The sequence below is a fragment of the Mucilaginibacter mallensis genome (assembly GCF_900105165.1).
Lineage (GTDB): Bacteria > Bacteroidota > Bacteroidia > Sphingobacteriales > Sphingobacteriaceae > Mucilaginibacter > Mucilaginibacter mallensis.
In genome coordinates, this window is the sequence record NZ_LT629740.1 from 2,074,817 (window position 1) to 2,093,689 (window position 18,873).

An 18,873-nucleotide genomic window follows, 5' to 3' on the forward strand; every position below is an offset into this window, starting at 1 on the left:
TTATCTTAGTTCCTGACTCTTTAAAGCTATACGTTGAACCTGAAGTGCATGATGTCACCATCTTCAACTATGTAAGTTTTGCCTTCAACGCTTAACTTGCCGTTTTCTTTGATCACAGCTTCAACACCATTGAACTTTACAAAATCTTCATATTTTATCACCTCGGCACGGATAAAGCCTTTTTCAAAGTCGGTATGTATAACACCGGCAGCCTGTGGTGCAGTAAAGCCTTTGGTGATTGTCCACGCGCGTACTTCCTGTACACCGGCTGTAAAGTAGGTGGCCAGGTTTAGTAGTTTATAGGCTGATTTTATCAGTTTGTTTACGCCTGATTCAGTAAGGCCCATATCATCCAAAAACATCTGGCGCTCCTCGTATGATTCCAGCTCAGCTATTTCTGCTTCAATTTGTGCAGAGATGATTAACACCTGTGCATTTTCGTCTTTAACAGCTTCTTTTACCTTGTCGACATAAGCATTACCTGTATTTACAGCGCTTTCCTCAACATTGCAAACATACATTACAGGCTTGGCGGTAAGCAGCCATATATCAGCAATTTGTTCTTTGTCTTCTTCTTCAACCGGAGCGGTACGGGCTGATTTACCTGCTAATAAGTGATTCTTATAGATAGTTAATACATCATAAGTTTTTTTAGCTTCTTTGTCGTTACCAACTTTAGCTGCTTTTTCAACCTTTTGCAATTTCTTTTCTATCGAATCAAGATCCTTTAACTGTAATTCAGTATCAATGATCTCTTTGTCGCGAATAGGGTCAACAGAACCATCAACGTGTATCACATTATCATTATCAAAACAACGCAAAACGTGTATGATAGCATTGGTTGAACGGATGTTGGCTAAAAACTGATTGCCTAAACCTTCGCCTTTGCTGGCACCTTTAACAAGGCCGGCTATATCAACAATCTCAATAACATTGGGCACAATGCTCTTTGGATTTACTATCTCAGTTAATTTTGTAAGGCGCTCATCAGGCACGGTAATTACACCCACATTTGGCTCGATGGTGCAAAAAGGAAAATTAGCCGCCTGCGCTTTGGCGTTTGATAAGCTGTTAAAAAGTGTTGATTTACCCACATTAGGCAAACCTACTATACCACATTGTAGTCCCATTGTTTTTTATTTTGTGTTCATAGTTCATGGTTGATAGTTCATAGCAACAACAGCATGAAGTAATAATTAGCTAGCAGCTATGAACCATTATCCACGAACCGCTGAAAGCGCCGCAAAGATAGCAGAAAAAATCGCCTAATAATTTGAAAATTAAACCGACTTTTGCCCACGCTGATTGTTAGGTAAATTAGTACTTCAAAATATGTAAAAGGAGAATCTTTATGGAAGAAATGGTTGAACAAATAACCCTGTTACTGGAGCAAAATAATGATAAAAAACTCCGGGAATATCTTAACAACCTAAATATATCAGATGTTGAAGAGCTGATAGATGAACTTCCTGAATATGGCCCTAAATTTATTGATACACTTTCGGTTAACCGCGCGGTTAACGTATTCCGCATTCTGGATTTTCCTACACAGGAGCGCATCATAAAAAATATTTCGGGCGAAAAGGTTTCGCAGATCATTAATGGGCTACCGCCCGATGACCGTACCGCCTTATTCAGCGAATTGCATGGCGATGCTGTTGCGGCGCTCATTCTGCATTTATCGCCAGATGACCGGAAAGAAGCATTGTCACTACTTGGCTATAAGGAAGATAGCGTGGGCAGGTTAATGACACCTGATTATATAAAAATAAAAAAGGAGTGGGATGTTACCCGTGTGCTTTCGCACATTCGTCGGTATGGCAAAAACTCTGAAACCATTGATGTTATTTATGTAACCGATGAGAATGGTGTTTTGCTCGATGATATACGGATACGCGAAATTTTACTGGTTAAGCCCGAAACAAAAGTAAGCGATCTGATGGATGGCCGCCTGATAGCATTAAGCGCCAATGATCCGCAGGAAGAAGCTATAAATATTTTCAGGATGAATAACCGTACCGCGCTGCCTGTTACTGATGATGCTAACGTATTGTTGGGTATAGTTACTGTTGACGATATATTATGGATAGCCAATGAGGAGTATACCGAAGATATTCAGAAAATAGGAGGTACCGAAGCGTTGGATGAACCTTATTTGGATATAAACCTGTTTAAACTGGTAAAAAAACGCGTGGGCTGGCTGGTAATACTTTTTTTAAGCGAGATGCTTACCTCAACAGCCATGCAGTATTTTAACGATGAAATAGCCATAGTGATACAGCTTACCTTTTTCATCCCACTGATCATGTCGAGCGGGGGGAATAGTGGTTCGCAGGCATCAACGCTTATTATACAGGCTATGGCATTAGGCGAGGTTACTATTGCCGATTGGTGGCGTGTAATGCGCCGTGAAATACTTTCAGGTTTAATGCTGGGTATTACGCTTGGTGTTATTGGCTTTTTGCGTATTGTTGTTTGGAGCTCATTCAGCACTATTTATGGTGTTCATTGGCTTTTAATAGCGTTTACTGTTGGTTTCTCGTTAATAGGTATAGTATTATGGGGCTCGCTTACCGGGTCCATGCTGCCATTGCTAATGAAAAGGCTAAAGCTCGATCCTGCAACCTCATCAGCGCCTTTTGTGGCAACACTGGTTGATGTTACGGGTTTAATCATCTATTTTAACGTAGCTATCATTATTATGCATGGCATATTGCACAAATAACATAACGAATTTTTCTAAACTAAAAAACCCTGCCATGGCAGGGTTTTGCAATAAATTATAATAAAGTTTTGAGTTGTTTGGTCTGTTATATGTCAAAAGAGAAGTCGTCATCTGCTGAAGCTTTTGCTACTTCAGGAGTTTCGCTAAACTCATAGCGTTTTTCAACTACTTCCTGGTTGTCTTTTATATAGTCGATAGTTTCCTTCAAACCTTCGGCAAATTTTTCAAAATCTTCTTTGTACAAAAAGATTTTATGTTTGATAAAGACTCCGTCTTCTAAACGTTTTTTACTCTCTGTAATAGTAACATAATAATCATTTGATCGTGTTGCCTTTACATCAAAAAAGTAAGTTCTTTTACCTGCTCTTACCTTCTTTGAGAATACCTCTTCACGCTCTCTGTTGTCAAAATCTCCCATATAAAATCAATTGTGTTTAGTTTTGATTGGCATAAATATAAATAAAATTTCAATTTACAAGTATTTAAATAAATATAATTGAAATTAATTAAAACAATTACTATTAAATTTTCATTTGTCCTCAGCTTTTTATTTCAGCTATCGTTTTAATACGTTAAGCTAAGGAAATTAGTTACTCACCCAGCAATTTCTTTTTTTGCGCATCAAATTCGGCTTTTGTTATAGTTCCTGCATCCAATAACTCCTTTAATTTTTTAAGTTCATCGGCAACATAGGTTGGCGATGGTTCTTTTGTAGCGGAAGTTTGGCATGGCATAACCTCGCAGGCTAAAATGGCATCATCAATATATAATGAAAAGCGGAATAAGCCGCCTGCATCAACAACTAATACATATTTATCAATGCCGTTTCTGTTACTCTTTTTTATGTTTTTTATAATAACACCGCCATTAGTAAATGTCTTGGGTAAATTATGCGAAGGTGAAGGGCGGCCTGGCAGGGGTGAGGGTATGCCTCTGTCCTGTATATAAAGAAATGAGCCATCGCTGGCGGAGCCTTTGCCTAGCCTTACCGTATCATTTAAATGATAGGTAACGCCATTAGTGGCTTTATAGGATGTATAAGTTTGGGCTTTGCCAAATAAGGGTATTAATAATGTGCAGATGAAAATTAGTTTTCTCATATGTAAAGGCTAATAGAGGTTTAATGCCCGTAAATATAAGAAAATTAATTATCAGGCGTTTTCTTCCTCTTCCAGCAATTGTTTTTCGTAGAGCTCAAAGTAGGTGCCTTTTTGTTCCATCAGGTAATCGTGGTTGCCCTGCTCAATAATGCGCCCCTTATCCATTACCAATATTTTATCGGCGCTTTTTATGGTTGATATGCGGTGCGCGATGATAATACTGGTTTTGCCCTGCATTACGCTGCCCAGGTTATTTAATATTTCCTCTTCGGTACGGGTATCAACTGCTGAAAGGCAATCATCAAAAACAATGATCTGCGGTTGTTTAACAATGGCACGAGCAATGGATACACGCTGTTTTTGTCCGCCCGATAAGGTTATACCACGCTCGCCAATAAGGGTTTGAAAGCCTTTTTCCAACTCGATAATGTTGTTGTAAACGGCGGCATCCTTTGCAGCCTGCTCCACACGTAGCATATCCAGCACATCAGCGCTAAAATCAATATTATTGGCAATTGTATCCGAAAACAGGAAAACTTCCTGCGGTACAAAGCCTATTTGCGAGCGATAACCTTCAAGGTTAAGCTGTTTTAATGGGTGCTGATCAATCAGTATTTCGCCGCCGGTGCAATCGTACATACGCATCAATAGGTTAGCTATGGTTGATTTGCCTGAGCCTGTACGGCCAATTATAGCCACCATTTCGCCGGGATTAATAGTGAATGATACCGACGATAGTGCTTGTATGCCCGTATCAGGATAGAGAAAAGACACATTGTTAAATGTTACCTGCCCGTCAATAGTTATTTTCGGCACATCTGGTGATATGATCTCGGGTTGCTCATGCAAAAATTCGTTGATGCGTTTTTGCGAAGCCGCGGCTCTTTGGATTAATGAAGTCACCCAGCCCAAGGCTATTACCGGGAAGGTAAGCTGATTAAGGTATACGATAAACTCGGCTACATTGCCTGATGTTATATTGCCCTTCATTACCTCAACACCGCCAACGTACATAATAATAACATTGCTTATACCAACTAGCAGCAGCATTATTGGATAGAACAGCGCCTGTACCTGCACCAGTTCCATAGAGTGGTGCTTATATTGTTCGCTTTCGGCAGCAAAGTTTTTGCGGACAAAGTTTTCACGCACATATGATTTGATGACCCTTATACCCGAAAAATTTTCCTGCACAAAGCTGGAGAGGATGGATAAGCGCTGCTGTATCTTTTCGCTGCGGGAGTTGATGGCATTGTTCACATAAAATACAATAACAACCAGTATGGGCAGAGGTAATATAGAGAAAACAGCAAGGCGTACATTTACCGTCAGCATTAAATAGATCACTATAATAAATAGCGCTACGGTATTTAAGGTGTACATAATACCCGGCCCCAGGTACATGCGCACACGGCTCACATCCTCGGTTACGCGGTTCATTAAATCGCCGGTATTGTTACGGCGGTAAAAGGCGAGGGATAATGCCTGGTAGTGGTTATAGATCTCGTTTTTAAGATCGTACTCAATATGGCGCGACATTAATATAATGGTTTGCCGCATAAAAAACAGGAACAGACCTCTCAATAATGATAGGATAAGCACCAGGATACCAAACAATAACAGGCTCGATCCAAAGATCTCATAGATCATGCCCTGCCTGTTAAATCCTGCAAAAAGCTGATAAACGCCAATATTCTCGGTTACCATATCAAAGGCCATGCGGATGATGGATGCCGGCATAACCCCAAAAATGTTGGATATGATAACAAACAGGGTACCCGGTATGAGCCGCCAGCGATATTTATAAAGGAATTTATTAAGGTAAGCGAGGTCTTTCATATTTATGGAAGTCCGAAAGTCCGGCAAGACCGAAAGTCCGAAAGCTCAAAAATAGATAATAAGTCGGAAAGACTGAAAGTCGGTAAGTCCGAAAGTTTGTAAAAAGCTTTGGAATCAAGCAAAGATTGAAAGCCTGTGACAGATATTCTTTGCATTTAACTTCCGGTCTTACGGACTTTCCCGACTTTCGGACTCATAATCATTTTGCCGCAACGAAAAAAACCCATACTTTTGTCGAAAGCCTGAAAACAATTTTATTTTGTCAGCCATAATGCCGAACCAGACACCAAACGATTCTATATTTAGCCAGCTTGAGGCGTTCGGGCATAAGAAAATTGTGTTCTGCAGCGATCCGGACACGGGTCTTAGAGCCATCATAGCTATACATGATACTACATTGGGCCCGGCTTTGGGCGGTACACGCATGTGGGCCTACAAAAGCGAAGCCGATGCTTTGGAGGATGTGCTGAGGCTATCAAAAAGTATGACCTATAAGGCGGCCATTGCAGGTTTAAACCTGGGTGGTGGTAAGGCTGTTATCATTGGCGATTCACGCAAGGATAAAACAGAGGTACTATTGCGCAAATTCGGCCGTTTTATAAAAAACCTTAATGGTGAGTTTATTACAGCTGAAGATGTAGGTACCAATCCGAAGGATATGGAATACATCAGGATGGAAACGCAGCATGTTACCGGTTTGCCTGAAAGTATAGGTGGTAGTGGCGATCCGGCACCTGTAGCGGCGCAAGGGGTGTTCATGGGGATTAAGGCTGCTGTAAAGGAATTATATGGCAGCGATAATTTAACCGGAAAATCGGTAATTGTACAGGGTATAGGGCATGTTGGCGAAAATTTGGTAAGGTTACTGCGCGATGAAAATGCCATGGTTTACGCGAGCGATATTAATGAAGAGCGTTTAGGCCAGGTAGCTAAAAAGTATGGGGCGCAGGCTATATCAAACAATAATATCTTTGATATCAGTGCCGATATTTATGCGCCCTGCGGATTAGGTGCAACAGTTAATACACAAACCATAAATAAGCTTAAATGCGGCATTATCGCCGGCTCGGCTAATAACCAGCTGGAAGACGAGCATATACACGGGCAAATGTTGCTGGATAAAGGCATCCTGTTTGCTCCCGATTACGTAATTAATGCAGGCGGGTTAATAAACTGTTACTCTGAGCTGATGGGCTTTAGCAAAAAGCGCACATTACAGCTAACAGAAAATATTTACGATGCAACACGTAATATTTTAAAACTTTCAAAGACTGAAAACATTTCAACAATTGAGGCGGCAAATAAAATTGCCGAAAAACGTATAGCAGATATTAAAAAAGTAAAATCATCATTCTAAATAAATAATTAAATAGTTAAAAGAACCCACCAGAAGGCGGGCTAAAATCGTTCTTACACATGTTAAACAGAAGGCACTTAAGAGTAAAAGTATTACAGGCGTTGTACGCGTATCATCAAACTAATGGCGGCGACGTCAAGGTACATGAAAAAAACTTGTTGCAAAGCATTGATAAGGTATATGAAATGTATATCTGGATGTTATCATTAATTTCAGAGGTGGTGGATTACGCCCAAACGGATGCAACGGAACGTTCAAACAAACATTTGCCTACCAAGGAAGACCTGAACCCCGATCTGAAAATATTAGGTAACAGGTTTGTAGTTTCATTAAAAGAAAATAAAGAATATTTAACTGCACTAAAGCGATATAAAGTTGAATGGAGCTTTGAACCGGAGCTTACAAAAACATTGTTTAACATTCTGAAAAACGCTCCTGAATACGCCGAATATCTTCAAAAAACAGGCGATACTATTCAAACCGATAAGGATATTATCAAGTTCATATTTAAGAAGGTAATTTTGAAATCGTCATTAGCCGAACAGGTTTTTGAGGATAAATTTATTGTTTGGGCGGTTGATAAGGATGTGTTGCAGGCCTTAATAGCAAAAACATTTAAAAACTTTGCCTTTGACGAGCACGAGAAAAATAAACTGGCCGAAGTTACCGGTAATTGGGAAGAGGACAGGGAGTTTATTGTAAATTTATTTACGCAAAACATACGCCACGAAAAGGAATACCAGGAAATGATAAGCGCGAAAACTCAAAACTGGGAGCCTGAGCGTATAGCTATGATGGATACCTTGTTAATGAAAATGGCTATTACTGAGTTTATTAACTTTACTTCGGTGCCTGTTAAGGTTACTATTAATGAATATCTGGAAATATCAAAGGAGTTCAGTACTCCTAAAAGTAATTCATTTTTAAACGGTATCTTGGACAAAATTTTGATAGAGCTTAAAGCTCAGAATAAAATAAAGAAAATAGGAAGAGGTTTGATAGAATAAACTATGAAAAAACTTTTTTTAAGCATAATAACAGCAGGTTTGCTATTATCAGCATGTAACCAATCAGCAAAAACAGCTAGTACAACCGATTCAGCTTCAACCACAGGTGCTGCGGTTGCTACTAACGCGCCTGTCATGAAATTTGAGTATAGTATGCATGATTTCGGCAAGATAACCCAGGGCGATAAGGTAAATTACAAGTTTAACTTTACCAATACTGGCAAATCACCGTTGATCATATCAAATGCTGTTGCAAGCTGTGGCTGTACTAAACCTGAATGGCCAAGCGGCCCTATAAAGCCAGGTGACAGCGGGCAAATAAATGTTACTTTTAACAGTGCAGGAAAAAGTGGTTTGCAGGATAAAATGATAACCATTACTGCCAATACCAATCCGCCGCAAAATGCAGTGCACCTGGTTGGCGAAGTATTAAACAAAAAATAAATTAATTTAAAACATGATAGCAACTATTTTATTACAAGCGGCAGGCGCAAGCAGTATATTTGGAACGTACGGTAATTTCGTACCCCTGGTACTTATCGTTGTCGTATTTTACTTTTTTATGATCCGCCCGCAGGTTAAAAAACAAAAAGATCAGAAAAACTATGTTAATGAGCTTAAAAAAGGCGATAAAGTTGTTTTAACATCTGGTGCACACGGAAGAATTGCAGAAGTTGCTGATACAACTTTTTTGGTTGAACACGAAAGCGGCCACAAAACCCGTTACGAAAAATCATCGGTATCGTTAGATGCATCAAAAGCATTGAACACACCGCCGAAAGCATAAAGCTTAAAGCAGAAAGCAATGAAAAGCTGAAGGCGAAAGGCATGGGTAATTCCAGGCTTTTATCTTTCAGCTTTTTGCTTTAAGCTATTGGGCTTTTAACTTTTAACTTCAAAACATGGCTATAGTAAAACTATCCGCAGCAGAACGCAGGCGATTATCAGCATTTTTTACATGCCTGGTATTGGCGTCACTCGCGTGGTTGTTTACAACGCTGTCAAAACCTTATGACTATAACGTAAAGCGTGTATTAACCTATAGAAATGCGCCTCAAAAAAGAGCATTCCATTCACTACAGTCGGATACGGTAGAGGTTATCGTAAAGGGTACCGGCTGGCAAATGCTGTTTTCAAAAATGAATGATGAAAATACACCAATAGTAGCAGATCTGCGGACATTGGATAATGGGAATTTTGTGGTGCTTAGCTCACAGCTAAAGCAAATAAATGATAAGGATGTCAATCATGAAATTATAGCCATTAACCCGGATACACTGTATTTTGATTTTTCCTATCGTATGGTAAAAAGGGTGCCTGTACATTTGGTGGCTGCTTTAAAATATCAGCAGCAATTTGCACAATCAAACAATCCTATAGTAAAACCAGCTTATGTTACCCTAACGGGACCGGCTAACCGCCTCAGTAAAATAACGCAATGGGATACAGATTCATTAATAGCTGAAGATGTAAACGAAACCATCAGAACCAAATTAAACATGCAGGCCGCTAGTGAGGGGAACATGAGCATGTACCCTAAAACGGTTGATGTAGTGGTACCTGTTGATGAATTTACAGAGAAAACCCTGCAAATACCTGTCAAGATCATCAATAACTTTGATTATTACAACGTGAAGATATTTCCGCAGAAAGTTAAAGTTACCTTTGTAACATCGTTAAAAAAGTACGCGGAAATAAATGAGGATTTTTTTGAAGCAGAATCAGACCTTAATCTGTGGAGATTACAGGGCTATACTATTTTGCCTGTAAAGCTGATTAGGTATCCGCCATTTTGTAAAATAGTGCGCATCGATCCGCCAAATATTGATTTCATCATCCGAAAATAATGCTTAAAATAGGTATAACCGGCAATATTGGTAGTGGTAAAACTACGGTAAGCAAAATATTTGAAGTATTAGGCATACCTGTTTTTTATGCTGATGATGAGGCCAAAAAGGTTATGGTGAATGATGAAATACTCATTGGTGCCATTAAACAAACCTTCGGACAGGAATCATATTTTGAGGATGGCTCATTAAACCGTAAACATATATCAAATATTGTATTTAAAAGCGAAACAGAACTGGCAAAGTTGAATGCTATAGTGCATCCTGCAGTTTTTCGCGCTTTTGATAATTGGGTGCCAAAGTTTAAAAATGTGCCCTATGTTTTAAAGGAGGCGGCACTGTTATTTGAAAGTGATTCCTATAAAATGTGCGATAAAACAATAATGGTTACTGCTCCATTAGAGATGCGTATACAGCGGGTAATGCAACGTGATGGATTAAGTGAAGCTGAAGTCAGGGGCAGGGATGCTAAGCAATTCACTGAAGAGAAGAAGCTGGATTTAGCCGATTATGCAATAAAAAATGATAACAGCGAGCTGGTGATACCGCAGGTTTTGGCTTTGCATGAATTGTTCATTGGCTCATTGGTTCAATAGTTCATTGGTGTTATTCGATTAATAATACAGAATTAGATGCATTGGCTGGTGCGATTCCCTCCCTTGGGAGGGGCAGGGAGGGGTTAATCGATCAAGTTGTACAAACCCCTCCCTGTCACCACACGATCCAGCCGCACCCCTCCCTTGGGAGGGAATTATACGAGATATATTTTCATGACGATCAAAGACGACTTTCTTTCCTTTAATACACACGGCCTTTACTGTAAATACGGCGACTTTTATCTCGACCCTAAAGAGCCTGTGCAAACGGCTGTAATATCACATGCCCATGCTGATCATGCCATCAGCGGGAATAACCAGGTTTATTGTACTGAGGCTACTGCGGCTTTTATGCAGTTACGGTATGGTAAAAATGCGGCTAAGGTGTTTAACATAGCTGCCTATAATAATTCATTTATTGTTGGCGATGTACAGATCACCTTTATATCGGCAGGGCATATGCTGGGTTCGGCGCAGGTGTTGATGGAGTACGAGAGTGTGCGCTATTTGTATACCGGCGATTATAAATTGCAGCCGGACGCTACCTGTGAACCTATTGAGTGGGTAAAAACCGATGTACTGATAACCGAAAGTACTTTTGCCGATCCGGAGGTATTACACCCCGACCCGGTTGCAGAGATACAGAAGCTGAATGATATTAAGATCAATATTTTGTTGGGTGCGTATGGTTTGGGGAAAAGTCAGCGCCTGATACAGATGATCAATGAGCATGCGCCGCAGAAAAAGATATTGGTGCATCATCGTATTATGCCTATTAATGCGATTTATGAAAAGTATGGATATTCGCCGGGTGTATATCAAATGTATAGCAGGCGGTTGATGAAAAACCAGGAAGAATATGTATACATTGTACCGCCTTTTACGTTCGATAGTTATATAAATGCAAAAGGAGTGAAGCGCTTATTTGCATCGGGATGGAAGAATTTGCAGGTGAATAAAAATGATACCCTGTTTATATCAGACCATGTGGACTGGAACGATATTCTACAGGCCGTTGAACACACAAAGCCCACACAGATATGGACGCTCCATGGTAATGGCACACATTTGAAGAAACATTTTGGCGATGATATATTTGTAAAAATACTCAACTGAGATGCTGCAGGAGAATATCGACTATTACATTAACGAGGATGGCAATTTTGTTTTTACCGAAGCCTATCACCTAAAAAGGGGCTATTGCTGCAAAAATAAGTGCCTGCATTGCCCCTGGAACTACGGAAAAGCCGAAGATGACGAACAAATTGAAAATAAATAAAGATATTTGTATTAACAGGCATTATACTGGTTATGCGCATAGACGAAGAAATACAAAGCACCAAATTTGAGGACAACTATCAGAAAGCTGTCATCAATATTTCTTATACATCGGGCTGGCTTGCTAACCTCATTCGTGGGGAGTTTGAAAAGTATAACATTACCCAGCAGCAGTTTAATATTTTAAGAATTTTGAGGGGGCAATACCCCAGTCCAGCAACAGTTAATTTGCTGAAGGAGCGGATGATTGATAAAATGTCGGACGCATCGCGCATAGTTGACCGCCTGTTTCAAAAGGGCCTGGTTTCGCGTTGTACCAATAAAAAAGATCGTCGTGCAGTTGATATCCGCATCAGTGATCAGGGTCTGGAATTATTAGCAAAGATTGATTTGGAGTTTAAATCAAAAGATTTTTTGAAGAATAACCTTACCGAAGAAGAAGCCGGTAAATTAAGTGATCTGCTGGATAAGATGAGAGGGTAATTTGATTTCGGAATTCGGATGTTCGATTTCGGATTTTACCCCACCAGCCATGCTGAATCTACCGCCCATTCAAGCGTCCTACGCTTGAATGATAACAAATACGAGCGTCCACGCTCGTTAATAAACATTGACCAGATGAGCGTGGACGCTCATGGAAAATTAAGTTCAAGCGTGGACGCTTGAACCGGCGTTGTGAATTACATCGGGTGAAATTAAACTGCAGGCATCCATTCTGGATATCGCCTCTGCAATTTCCTGAATACCCAATATATAAACCATCCTACAAAAGAGCCATAAATAGCACCGCAGGTAACATCAATAGGATAATGTACGCCCACATATACCTGCGCAAAGCTGATGAGCCCAGCCCAAAATATACCCCAAAACCATATCCAGTGCCAATATTTACGGAATATAAGTACCATAAATATAGCCACGGCAAAATAGTCGGTAGCATGGGTGGATGGAAAACTGTAGCCGGATCCGCAAGCGGAGACACGTTCAATGTCTGTTGGTGCTGTTACAGGGTCAGCACAAGGGCGCAGGCGGTGTACTAATGGTTTAACTATACTGGCGCTTGTAAAGTCGGCAACGCCTGCTGAGATGCCTATAAAGGCTATGATAATGATACCCTTTGCCCGGTACTTCCACAAGCAATAAGCCGATATAAGGATAAATAGCGGGATCCAGTTTCTAGGTGTGCGCGCCCATGGCATTACTGCGTCAAAAAATGGATTAGTGAGATCGTGATTAATCCAATAGAATAAATGCCTGTCTAGTTGTATAAGATGGTCGAGCATGGTTATTTTTACGGTAATGCAAATATAACCAATAAATGAGGCTGCTATCCGTTAAATATTTTAATTTTGCGATTCAAATAATTTTAAGGTTTTGACACTAATAAAATCAATTTCAGGTATTAGAGGCACCATTGGCGGTGCCGCAGGCGATGGTTTAACGCCGGTAGATATTGTAAAATTTACTTCTGCCTTTGGTACATGGGCCATTAGTAAATCGGGTATTAAAAAGATAGTTATAGGCAGGGATGCCCGTATATCAGGCAGTATGGTTAATAACCTGGTTATTGGCACATTGCAGGGTTTGGGTATTGATGTGATCGATCTTGGTCTATCAACTACACCAACAGTTGAAATAGCTGTCCCGCTTGAGCAGGCTGCGGGTGGTATTATTCTTACAGCAAGCCATAACCCAAAGCAATGGAACGCGCTTAAATTGCTTAACAGCAAAGGCGAATTCATCAGCGATACGGATGGCAAAGATGTGCTTGAGATTGCCGAGAGAGGTGATCTTAAATATGCTGATGTTGATGACCTGGGTAAAGTAACCCAAGATGACAGCTATCTGCAAAAGCACATTGATGCTGTATTGGCTTTGCCTTTAGTTGATGTGGAGGCTATAACTAAAGCCGACTTTAAAGTAGTTATTGACTGCGTTAACTCAACCGGCGGTATATTTATTCCTGCTTTATTAAAAGCATTGGGTGTTAAAACCGTACACGAATTATATTGCGAGCCTGATGGTAAGTTTCCGCATAACCCGGAGCCTTTGCCTGAGAACTTGATAGCGTTATCACAGGAAGTAGTAAAGAAAAAAGCCACCCTTGGTATAGCTGTTGACCCTGATGTTGACCGCCTTTGTTTTGTTAATGAAGATGGCAGCATGTTCGGCGAAGAATATACTTTGGTTGCCGTTGCTGATTATGTGCTGAAAAACACAGTAGGCAATACAGTATCAAACCTATCATCAACCCGTGCTTTGCGCGATGTTACCGAGAAAGCCGGTGGCGAATATCATGTCGCGGCGGTAGGAGAGGTTAACGTAGTAAATAAAATGAAGGAAACCAACGCTATTATAGGCGGTGAAGGTAATGGCGGGGTTATATATCCTGAATCACACTATGGTCGCGATGCTTTGGTAGGTATTGCTTTGTTTTTAACACATCTGGCAAAATCGGGCAAAACGGTTTCAGCTTTAAGGGCGTCTTATCCAGCCTATTTTATATCGAAGAATAAAATAACACTGACCCCCGAAATGGACATTGATGCGCTATTGCTGAAAGTTGAAGAAAAATACAAAAAACAACCGCATTCAACAATTGACGGTTTGAAAATAGAATTTGATAAAGAATGGGTACATTTGCGCCGTTCAAATACGGAACCAATCATCCGTATTTATTCAGAAGGTAATTCAGAAACTGTGGCGAATAATTTAGCCAACAAGATAATTGCCGATATAAAGGAAATACTAAGTATTTAGCGGATGAGTGATTTAGTGAATGAGTGAGTACAATAATTCAATTCGCTCATTCACTAATCCACTCAATCACTAATTAAAAATAAAACTGATCTCTAAAAAAATGCGTGTTTATTTAGATAATGCGGCTACTACGCCTATCGACCCCGAGGTAATAAAAGAAATGTGTAAGGTAATGGAAAATACCTACGGTAATCCATCATCTATACATGCGCAGGGGCGTGAGGCCAGAACATTGATCGAAAGGTCAAGGAAAACTGTTGCCAATTTATTAGGTACTTCGCCATCCGAGATCTTTTTTACTTCAAGCGGTACCGAGGCCGATAATATGGCCATCAGGTGTGGTATTATTGACCATAATATAAAACATGCTATTACCACTCGTATCGAGCATCATGCGGTGATCCATACTTTTGAGGCGCTTGAAAAAGCAGGCACTATTAAACTAAGTTTTGTTAATGTTGATGCAAAAGGTAATATAGATTATGATCACCTGGAAACCTTGCTGAAGGATAACGAACGCAGTTTTGTATCTATTATGCATGCCAATAACGAGATAGGTACGCTATCGGATATGGAAAAGGTCGGCGATCTGTGTGAAACCTATAATGCCATTTATCATTGTGATACTGTGCAAACTATGGGGCATTACAAGCATGATCTGAGTAAATTAAAGGCTCATTTTGTAGTTTGTTCGGCACATAAACTGCATGGACCTAAAGGTGTAGGCTTTTTACACATCAATCACCGTATAAAAATTAAGCCATTAATTTATGGTGGCGCGCAGGAACGCAATATGCGCGGCGGTACCGAAAATATTTACGGCGTAGTGGGCCTTGCCAAAGCTTTGGAAATGGCTTATGCTGATATGGAACAGCACCAGGAACACATACAAGGCTTAAAAACCTATATGAAAAATCAGCTGGTTGAAAGCATACCCGGCATTGAATTTAATGGCGAAACAGACCCGGATAAGAGTTTGTATACGGTATTGAACGTTTCTTTTCCAGAAATGGAAATGGCTGATATGCTGCTGTTTAATTTGGATATTGCAGGTATCTCTGCTTCGGGAGGTAGCGCGTGCAGCTCAGGATCGGATATTGGTTCGCACGTTTTAACTGCTATTGGTACAAATCCATCACGGCCATCAGTAAGGTTCTCTTTTTCAAAATATACTACTAAGGACGAGATTGATTTTACCGTAGCTAAAGTAAAAGAACTTTGCCTGGTGAATGCTTAGTAGTATCTTCTTGATAATCACTCCGTTTATTCTTAACATAATTTTTTAATCTTGTCAGTTAATTTTGACATTGGCATGATTATGGCTTTTATTTAAATAACAATTAATAATGTGCTTTTGTACCATTATTAACCTAAAAAATATTTGTCATGGGAAAGGTAAAAGATAAAACGTTAGGACACGTTCCTGAAAGAAAACAACCTGAAAAAGAGAAAACGGGCTATCCGCATGAAACCGAGGTTGCACAGCCCCAAGAGGGTAACGATGCTTCATTCAGCGAGCAAACAGATGTAAGCCCTCCAACAAAAAGAGAATTTCCATCGGTAGGCCCGGCTGAAACTGATTTTGTGAGCCGTCCACATGGGCGTACAACAGGTCGTATGGTGGGGCATGAGCCGGGTACTGAAAATAACCTGTAATAACTACATTGATTAAGTATAAATTTAATAGTTAAATTTATGAACAGCGTTAATAAAAGACCTGTTGAAGGCATTAATCAAACCGAAGGTGTACACGGGAGCCATGATTGTACAAACCAAATAAACATTGGCTCTGTAGGGCTTGAAGGCGGTGGTGATAATGGTGCAAGCGCACTCAGAGCGCTCCGTAAAAAATACAGTGGTATTTCTGTCAGTAGGACTAGAAAACCGCTACTTTAATAAGTATATATAGCGGCAAAATACCGCGATATTGTAAAAACAATCAGCCGTTTCACCAACATGAAACGGCTGATTGTTTTTATATCACAAAGGAGTTTTCACCTGCTTTTAATACAAGCCTTTTATCTTTCCAAACCAATATCCCTGTAGTTTTTTGCGGAAGGCTGATCTTTATCTTCCACTTATCTTTATCCAAAGTATAGGAAACTGCCACCTTTCCATTCGGGTGAGGAATCTCACCGCTTACATTTTTTAGTGTACCTAAATGCGGTTCTATTTTTATTTTACCGAAACCGGGTGCATAGCTGTCAATGCCCAATACTGTCCTGAAAAACTCAATATTAGGGCTGGCTCCCCAGGCATGGCAATCGGAGCGGGTATGTTGCAGGTCTGATTGTTCGGCCCAGGTAGTCAGGCCCATTTTTAAATTATCGCGCCATATATCAAGCCAGTTTATGTAATCGTTGCCTAAACCACCCTTTATTAAAGCCAGGTGCATATAATATTTAAAGTAGATAGTGCATTGGGTTAAGGAGGTGTCAGTTAAAATATTTTTGCTTATAGCAGCCATATCTTCGGCTTTTGCCACATCAGCAAGTATGGCCAGTGAGTTGGCATGCTGTGAGTATAAATCCTTATCCTCTGTATCAGCATATAGTTTTTTAGTCACGTTCCAGTATTTGGTTTGGATGGTTTGCTTTAGTTGGGCTGCTTTTTTAGTGTAAAGATCGGCAAGATAAGGCAAACCAATTTTTGCCTCCAATTTAGCTGCCTGTTGAAAGGCCATGAGTAATTGAAGGTCTAATATAGATGAGTTTCCTTTACTGCCTGTTGGCGGCATGCCACTGCGCCAGCCTTTGGCATTGGCCCAGTCGACAAAGGTCCAATATGGGGTGTTTTTTAAGGAGCCATCGGCTTGCTGGTATTTGCTGAAGAAATCTAACACTGCTCTTTCACCTGCAAGCTTGCCTTTAACAAAGTTCGAATCCGGGCGATACATCCAGTAATCATACAATACACCAATATACCACAATGAAAAAGTAGAAATAATCTGCGGACTAAACGATGGGTGCCTGCTCAATGTTAACCCTTCGGCTATGCGTGAATGATCCATTAAATTAATAGCATTGCGTGCCAAACGGTCGTCGCCGCTATTATAATAGGATACCATGGCCTGTATGCGGGTATCACCTATGTATTGCAGTTGCTCATAGTAGGGGCAGTCCATATAGGTTTCAATGGCATCAAGCCTGGCAGTGCGCCAGCCGGTTTCCAGTATTTTTGTTATTTCGGTGTTATCAGTATTAAAAATGGTATTGTTTTTAAACGGATAACCAGTAAATGTGCCGTATATATCATCAATGGTTAGCGGATCATTTTTAGTTTGTACCCTTACCTGTATATAACGCCAGGTACGCCAGTACAAAGTTGTAAAAGTTTGATTTGCGCTGCCATCTGATAATAGACTGTCTTTACGGCCTGCAAAATCCTTACCATCTATTTCGTTGCGGTTGCTTTTTATCGGGCCATATTTACTTAAGTTATCGAATAATGATTCGGCATAGCTTATGGATATGCCCGCATCTTTACCCTTACTAAAATTGAAAGTTAAATAGGCGTTGGTTAAATAGGTTTGGTCAAGCAATAAGGTAACAGTTGTATTCGCCGGAATAGTAAGCGGGGTTTTTGTACCGGGGAACGATGGCGGCACGCTGATTCCATCAGCTTTACGTAAAACCGGAATGCGTTGGTAAGTCCGTTCCATTTGAGGCAATGAGGATGGTACCAGCATCCACCCAAAAGCATCAGACATTCCTTTTGGCCTGCCATGATCTATGTTAGCGGCATATGGCCACGCAGAATCGTCAAAATCAGTAGCGGTAAAACCTTTAACAGTTTTGTTCATATCCACTATTTCGCCCGGCCCGGCAACATAATAGGTATAATAGCCTATCCAGTTATTAGGTTTATAGGCGCTATCGCGGATGCATTTCCAGGTTTTATTGGTGTTGATCTCTTCGTTTGTTGAATCGCCCTGTAAAATAAAGGCAGTTTTTAGCGTGATCTGTGCTTCGGGCCGATATTGGGCGTCATTCCAAACGGTCGCGCTGATAGTATTTTTACCTGTTGTAAGATATGGCGCCAGATCAATCGTTTCATAGTTCCAATAGTAGGTATCTCCCCGGGCTGGCCCCAATGATACCAATACGCCATTAACATATAACTTATAGCGGTTATCTGCCGATACACGGACAATATATGTAGCAGGCTTTGCTGTTAAATTAATGCTTTTACGAAAATGATAAACACCGTATTCTGTTCCCGCATCATTTGGGGCAGCTATCCAGTAGGCAGGCCATTCTTTGTATACAGCGGTGTTACCAGCCGATTGTGCATGCACTGAGTTTGTCAGCAATAAACTAAGGATTAATAAGGTTGATGCAAAAAAGGTTTTCATTACAGGTTGA

20 protein-coding genes are annotated in these 18,873 nt (G+C 40.4%); 14 read left to right on the plus strand and 6 right to left on the minus strand.

Annotated elements, in window-relative coordinates; translation table 11 throughout:
• Window positions 1–26: 26 nt before the first annotated feature.
• Window positions 27–1,130 carry a redox-regulated ATPase YchF gene (ychF, locus tag BLU33_RS08450; protein WP_091371267.1) on the minus strand — a complete coding sequence of 368 codons (1,104 nt, stop codon included), beginning with the start codon at window positions 1,128–1,130 and terminating at the stop codon, window positions 27–29.
• A 221-nt stretch (window positions 1,131–1,351) separates the two neighbouring features.
• Between ychF and mgtE the strand changes: the two genes are divergently transcribed.
• A complete protein-coding gene (gene mgtE / locus BLU33_RS08455; protein ID WP_091371269.1) occupies window positions 1,352–2,725 on the plus strand; it encodes a magnesium transporter in 1,374 nt (457 codons plus the stop codon).
• A gap of 85 nt (window positions 2,726–2,810) precedes the next feature.
• Here the strand turns inward: mgtE and BLU33_RS08460 are convergent, their stop codons facing one another.
• The 3 genes from BLU33_RS08460 to BLU33_RS08470 form a co-directional block, all read right to left on the minus strand.
• On the minus strand, window positions 2,811–3,143 hold the full coding sequence (locus BLU33_RS08460; protein ID WP_091371271.1) for a DUF3276 family protein: 333 nt from the start codon (window positions 3,141–3,143) through the stop codon (window positions 2,811–2,813).
• Between the two features lie 172 nt (window positions 3,144–3,315).
• Window positions 3,316–3,825 (minus strand): SHOCT domain-containing protein, encoded by a 510-nt coding sequence (locus BLU33_RS25500; protein WP_091371273.1) that lies wholly within the window; start codon window positions 3,823–3,825, stop codon window positions 3,316–3,318.
• A gap of 51 nt (window positions 3,826–3,876) precedes the next feature.
• Window positions 3,877–5,664 carry an ABC transporter ATP-binding protein gene (locus BLU33_RS08470; protein WP_091371275.1) on the minus strand — a complete coding sequence of 596 codons (1,788 nt, stop codon included), beginning with the start codon at window positions 5,662–5,664 and terminating at the stop codon, window positions 3,877–3,879.
• A 271-nt stretch (window positions 5,665–5,935) separates the two neighbouring features.
• Here BLU33_RS08470 and BLU33_RS08475 point away from each other — a divergent pair, with 271 nt between their 5' ends.
• The 9 genes from BLU33_RS08475 to BLU33_RS08510 all read left to right on the plus strand — a co-directional run bounded on the left by BLU33_RS08475 (window position 5,936) and on the right by BLU33_RS08510 (window position 12,232).
• Window positions 5,936–7,021, plus strand: coding sequence for a Glu/Leu/Phe/Val family dehydrogenase (locus BLU33_RS08475; RefSeq protein ID WP_091371276.1), 1,086 nt, complete (start codon window positions 5,936–5,938; stop codon window positions 7,019–7,021).
• A gap of 59 nt (window positions 7,022–7,080) precedes the next feature.
• The gene (gene nusB, locus BLU33_RS08480; protein ID WP_091371277.1) at window positions 7,081–8,028 is read left to right on the plus strand and encodes a transcription antitermination factor NusB; all 948 of its coding nucleotides are present in this window, start codon (window positions 7,081–7,083) and stop codon (window positions 8,026–8,028) included.
• 3 nt (window positions 8,029–8,031) lie between these two features.
• Entirely contained in the window at window positions 8,032–8,472 is a 441-nt protein-coding gene (locus BLU33_RS08485; protein WP_091371278.1) for a DUF1573 domain-containing protein, read from the plus strand.
• 13 nt (window positions 8,473–8,485) lie between these two features.
• Window positions 8,486–8,815: a preprotein translocase subunit YajC gene (gene yajC / locus BLU33_RS08490; RefSeq protein WP_091371279.1), complete on the plus strand. Its 330-nt coding sequence runs from the start codon at window positions 8,486–8,488 to the stop codon at window positions 8,813–8,815.
• Between the two features lie 115 nt (window positions 8,816–8,930).
• Complete coding sequence (locus tag BLU33_RS08495) at window positions 8,931–9,875, plus strand: YbbR-like domain-containing protein (RefSeq protein WP_091371280.1); 945 nt, start codon at window positions 8,931–8,933, stop codon at window positions 9,873–9,875.
• A complete protein-coding gene (gene coaE / locus BLU33_RS08500) occupies window positions 9,875–10,471 on the plus strand; it encodes a dephospho-CoA kinase (RefSeq protein ID WP_172829231.1) in 597 nt (198 codons plus the stop codon). Before BLU33_RS08495 ends, coaE begins: the two co-directional genes overlap by 1 nt.
• Before the next feature lie 174 nt (window positions 10,472–10,645).
• Window positions 10,646–11,587, plus strand: coding sequence for an MBL fold metallo-hydrolase (locus tag BLU33_RS08505; RefSeq protein ID WP_091371282.1), 942 nt, complete (start codon window positions 10,646–10,648; stop codon window positions 11,585–11,587).
• Window position 11,588: 1 nt separating this feature from the next.
• Complete coding sequence (locus BLU33_RS25300) at window positions 11,589–11,750, plus strand: DUF5522 domain-containing protein (RefSeq protein ID WP_172829232.1); 162 nt, start codon at window positions 11,589–11,591, stop codon at window positions 11,748–11,750.
• A gap of 32 nt (window positions 11,751–11,782) precedes the next feature.
• Window positions 11,783–12,232 (plus strand): MarR family winged helix-turn-helix transcriptional regulator, encoded by a 450-nt coding sequence (locus BLU33_RS08510; protein ID WP_091371283.1) that lies wholly within the window; start codon window positions 11,783–11,785, stop codon window positions 12,230–12,232.
• Window positions 12,233–12,444: 212 nt separating this feature from the next.
• On the opposite strand, the gene BLU33_RS08515 is transcribed toward BLU33_RS08510, so the two are convergent.
• Window positions 12,445–13,032 (minus strand): phosphatase PAP2 family protein, encoded by a 588-nt coding sequence (locus BLU33_RS08515; protein WP_091371284.1) that lies wholly within the window; start codon window positions 13,030–13,032, stop codon window positions 12,445–12,447.
• A gap of 91 nt (window positions 13,033–13,123) precedes the next feature.
• Between BLU33_RS08515 and glmM the strand changes: the two genes are divergently transcribed.
• The 4 genes from glmM to BLU33_RS08535 all read left to right on the plus strand — a co-directional run bounded on the left by glmM (window position 13,124) and on the right by BLU33_RS08535 (window position 16,405).
• A complete protein-coding gene (gene glmM / locus BLU33_RS08520) occupies window positions 13,124–14,509 on the plus strand; it encodes a phosphoglucosamine mutase (protein ID WP_091371285.1) in 1,386 nt (461 codons plus the stop codon).
• Between the two features lie 100 nt (window positions 14,510–14,609).
• On the plus strand, window positions 14,610–15,746 hold the full coding sequence (locus BLU33_RS08525) for a cysteine desulfurase family protein (RefSeq protein WP_091371286.1): 1,137 nt from the start codon (window positions 14,610–14,612) through the stop codon (window positions 15,744–15,746).
• Between the two features lie 149 nt (window positions 15,747–15,895).
• Window positions 15,896–16,165: a hypothetical protein gene (locus tag BLU33_RS08530; RefSeq protein ID WP_091371287.1), complete on the plus strand. Its 270-nt coding sequence runs from the start codon at window positions 15,896–15,898 to the stop codon at window positions 16,163–16,165.
• 39 nt (window positions 16,166–16,204) lie between these two features.
• Window positions 16,205–16,405 carry a hypothetical protein gene (locus BLU33_RS08535; protein ID WP_091371288.1) on the plus strand — a complete coding sequence of 67 codons (201 nt, stop codon included), beginning with the start codon at window positions 16,205–16,207 and terminating at the stop codon, window positions 16,403–16,405.
• Window positions 16,406–16,484: 79 nt separating this feature from the next.
• Here the strand turns inward: BLU33_RS08535 and BLU33_RS08540 are convergent, their stop codons facing one another.
• The gene (locus BLU33_RS08540) at window positions 16,485–18,863 is read right to left on the minus strand and encodes an alpha-L-rhamnosidase-related protein (RefSeq protein ID WP_091371289.1); all 2,379 of its coding nucleotides are present in this window, start codon (window positions 18,861–18,863) and stop codon (window positions 16,485–16,487) included.
• Window positions 18,864–18,873 lie beyond the last annotated feature (10 nt).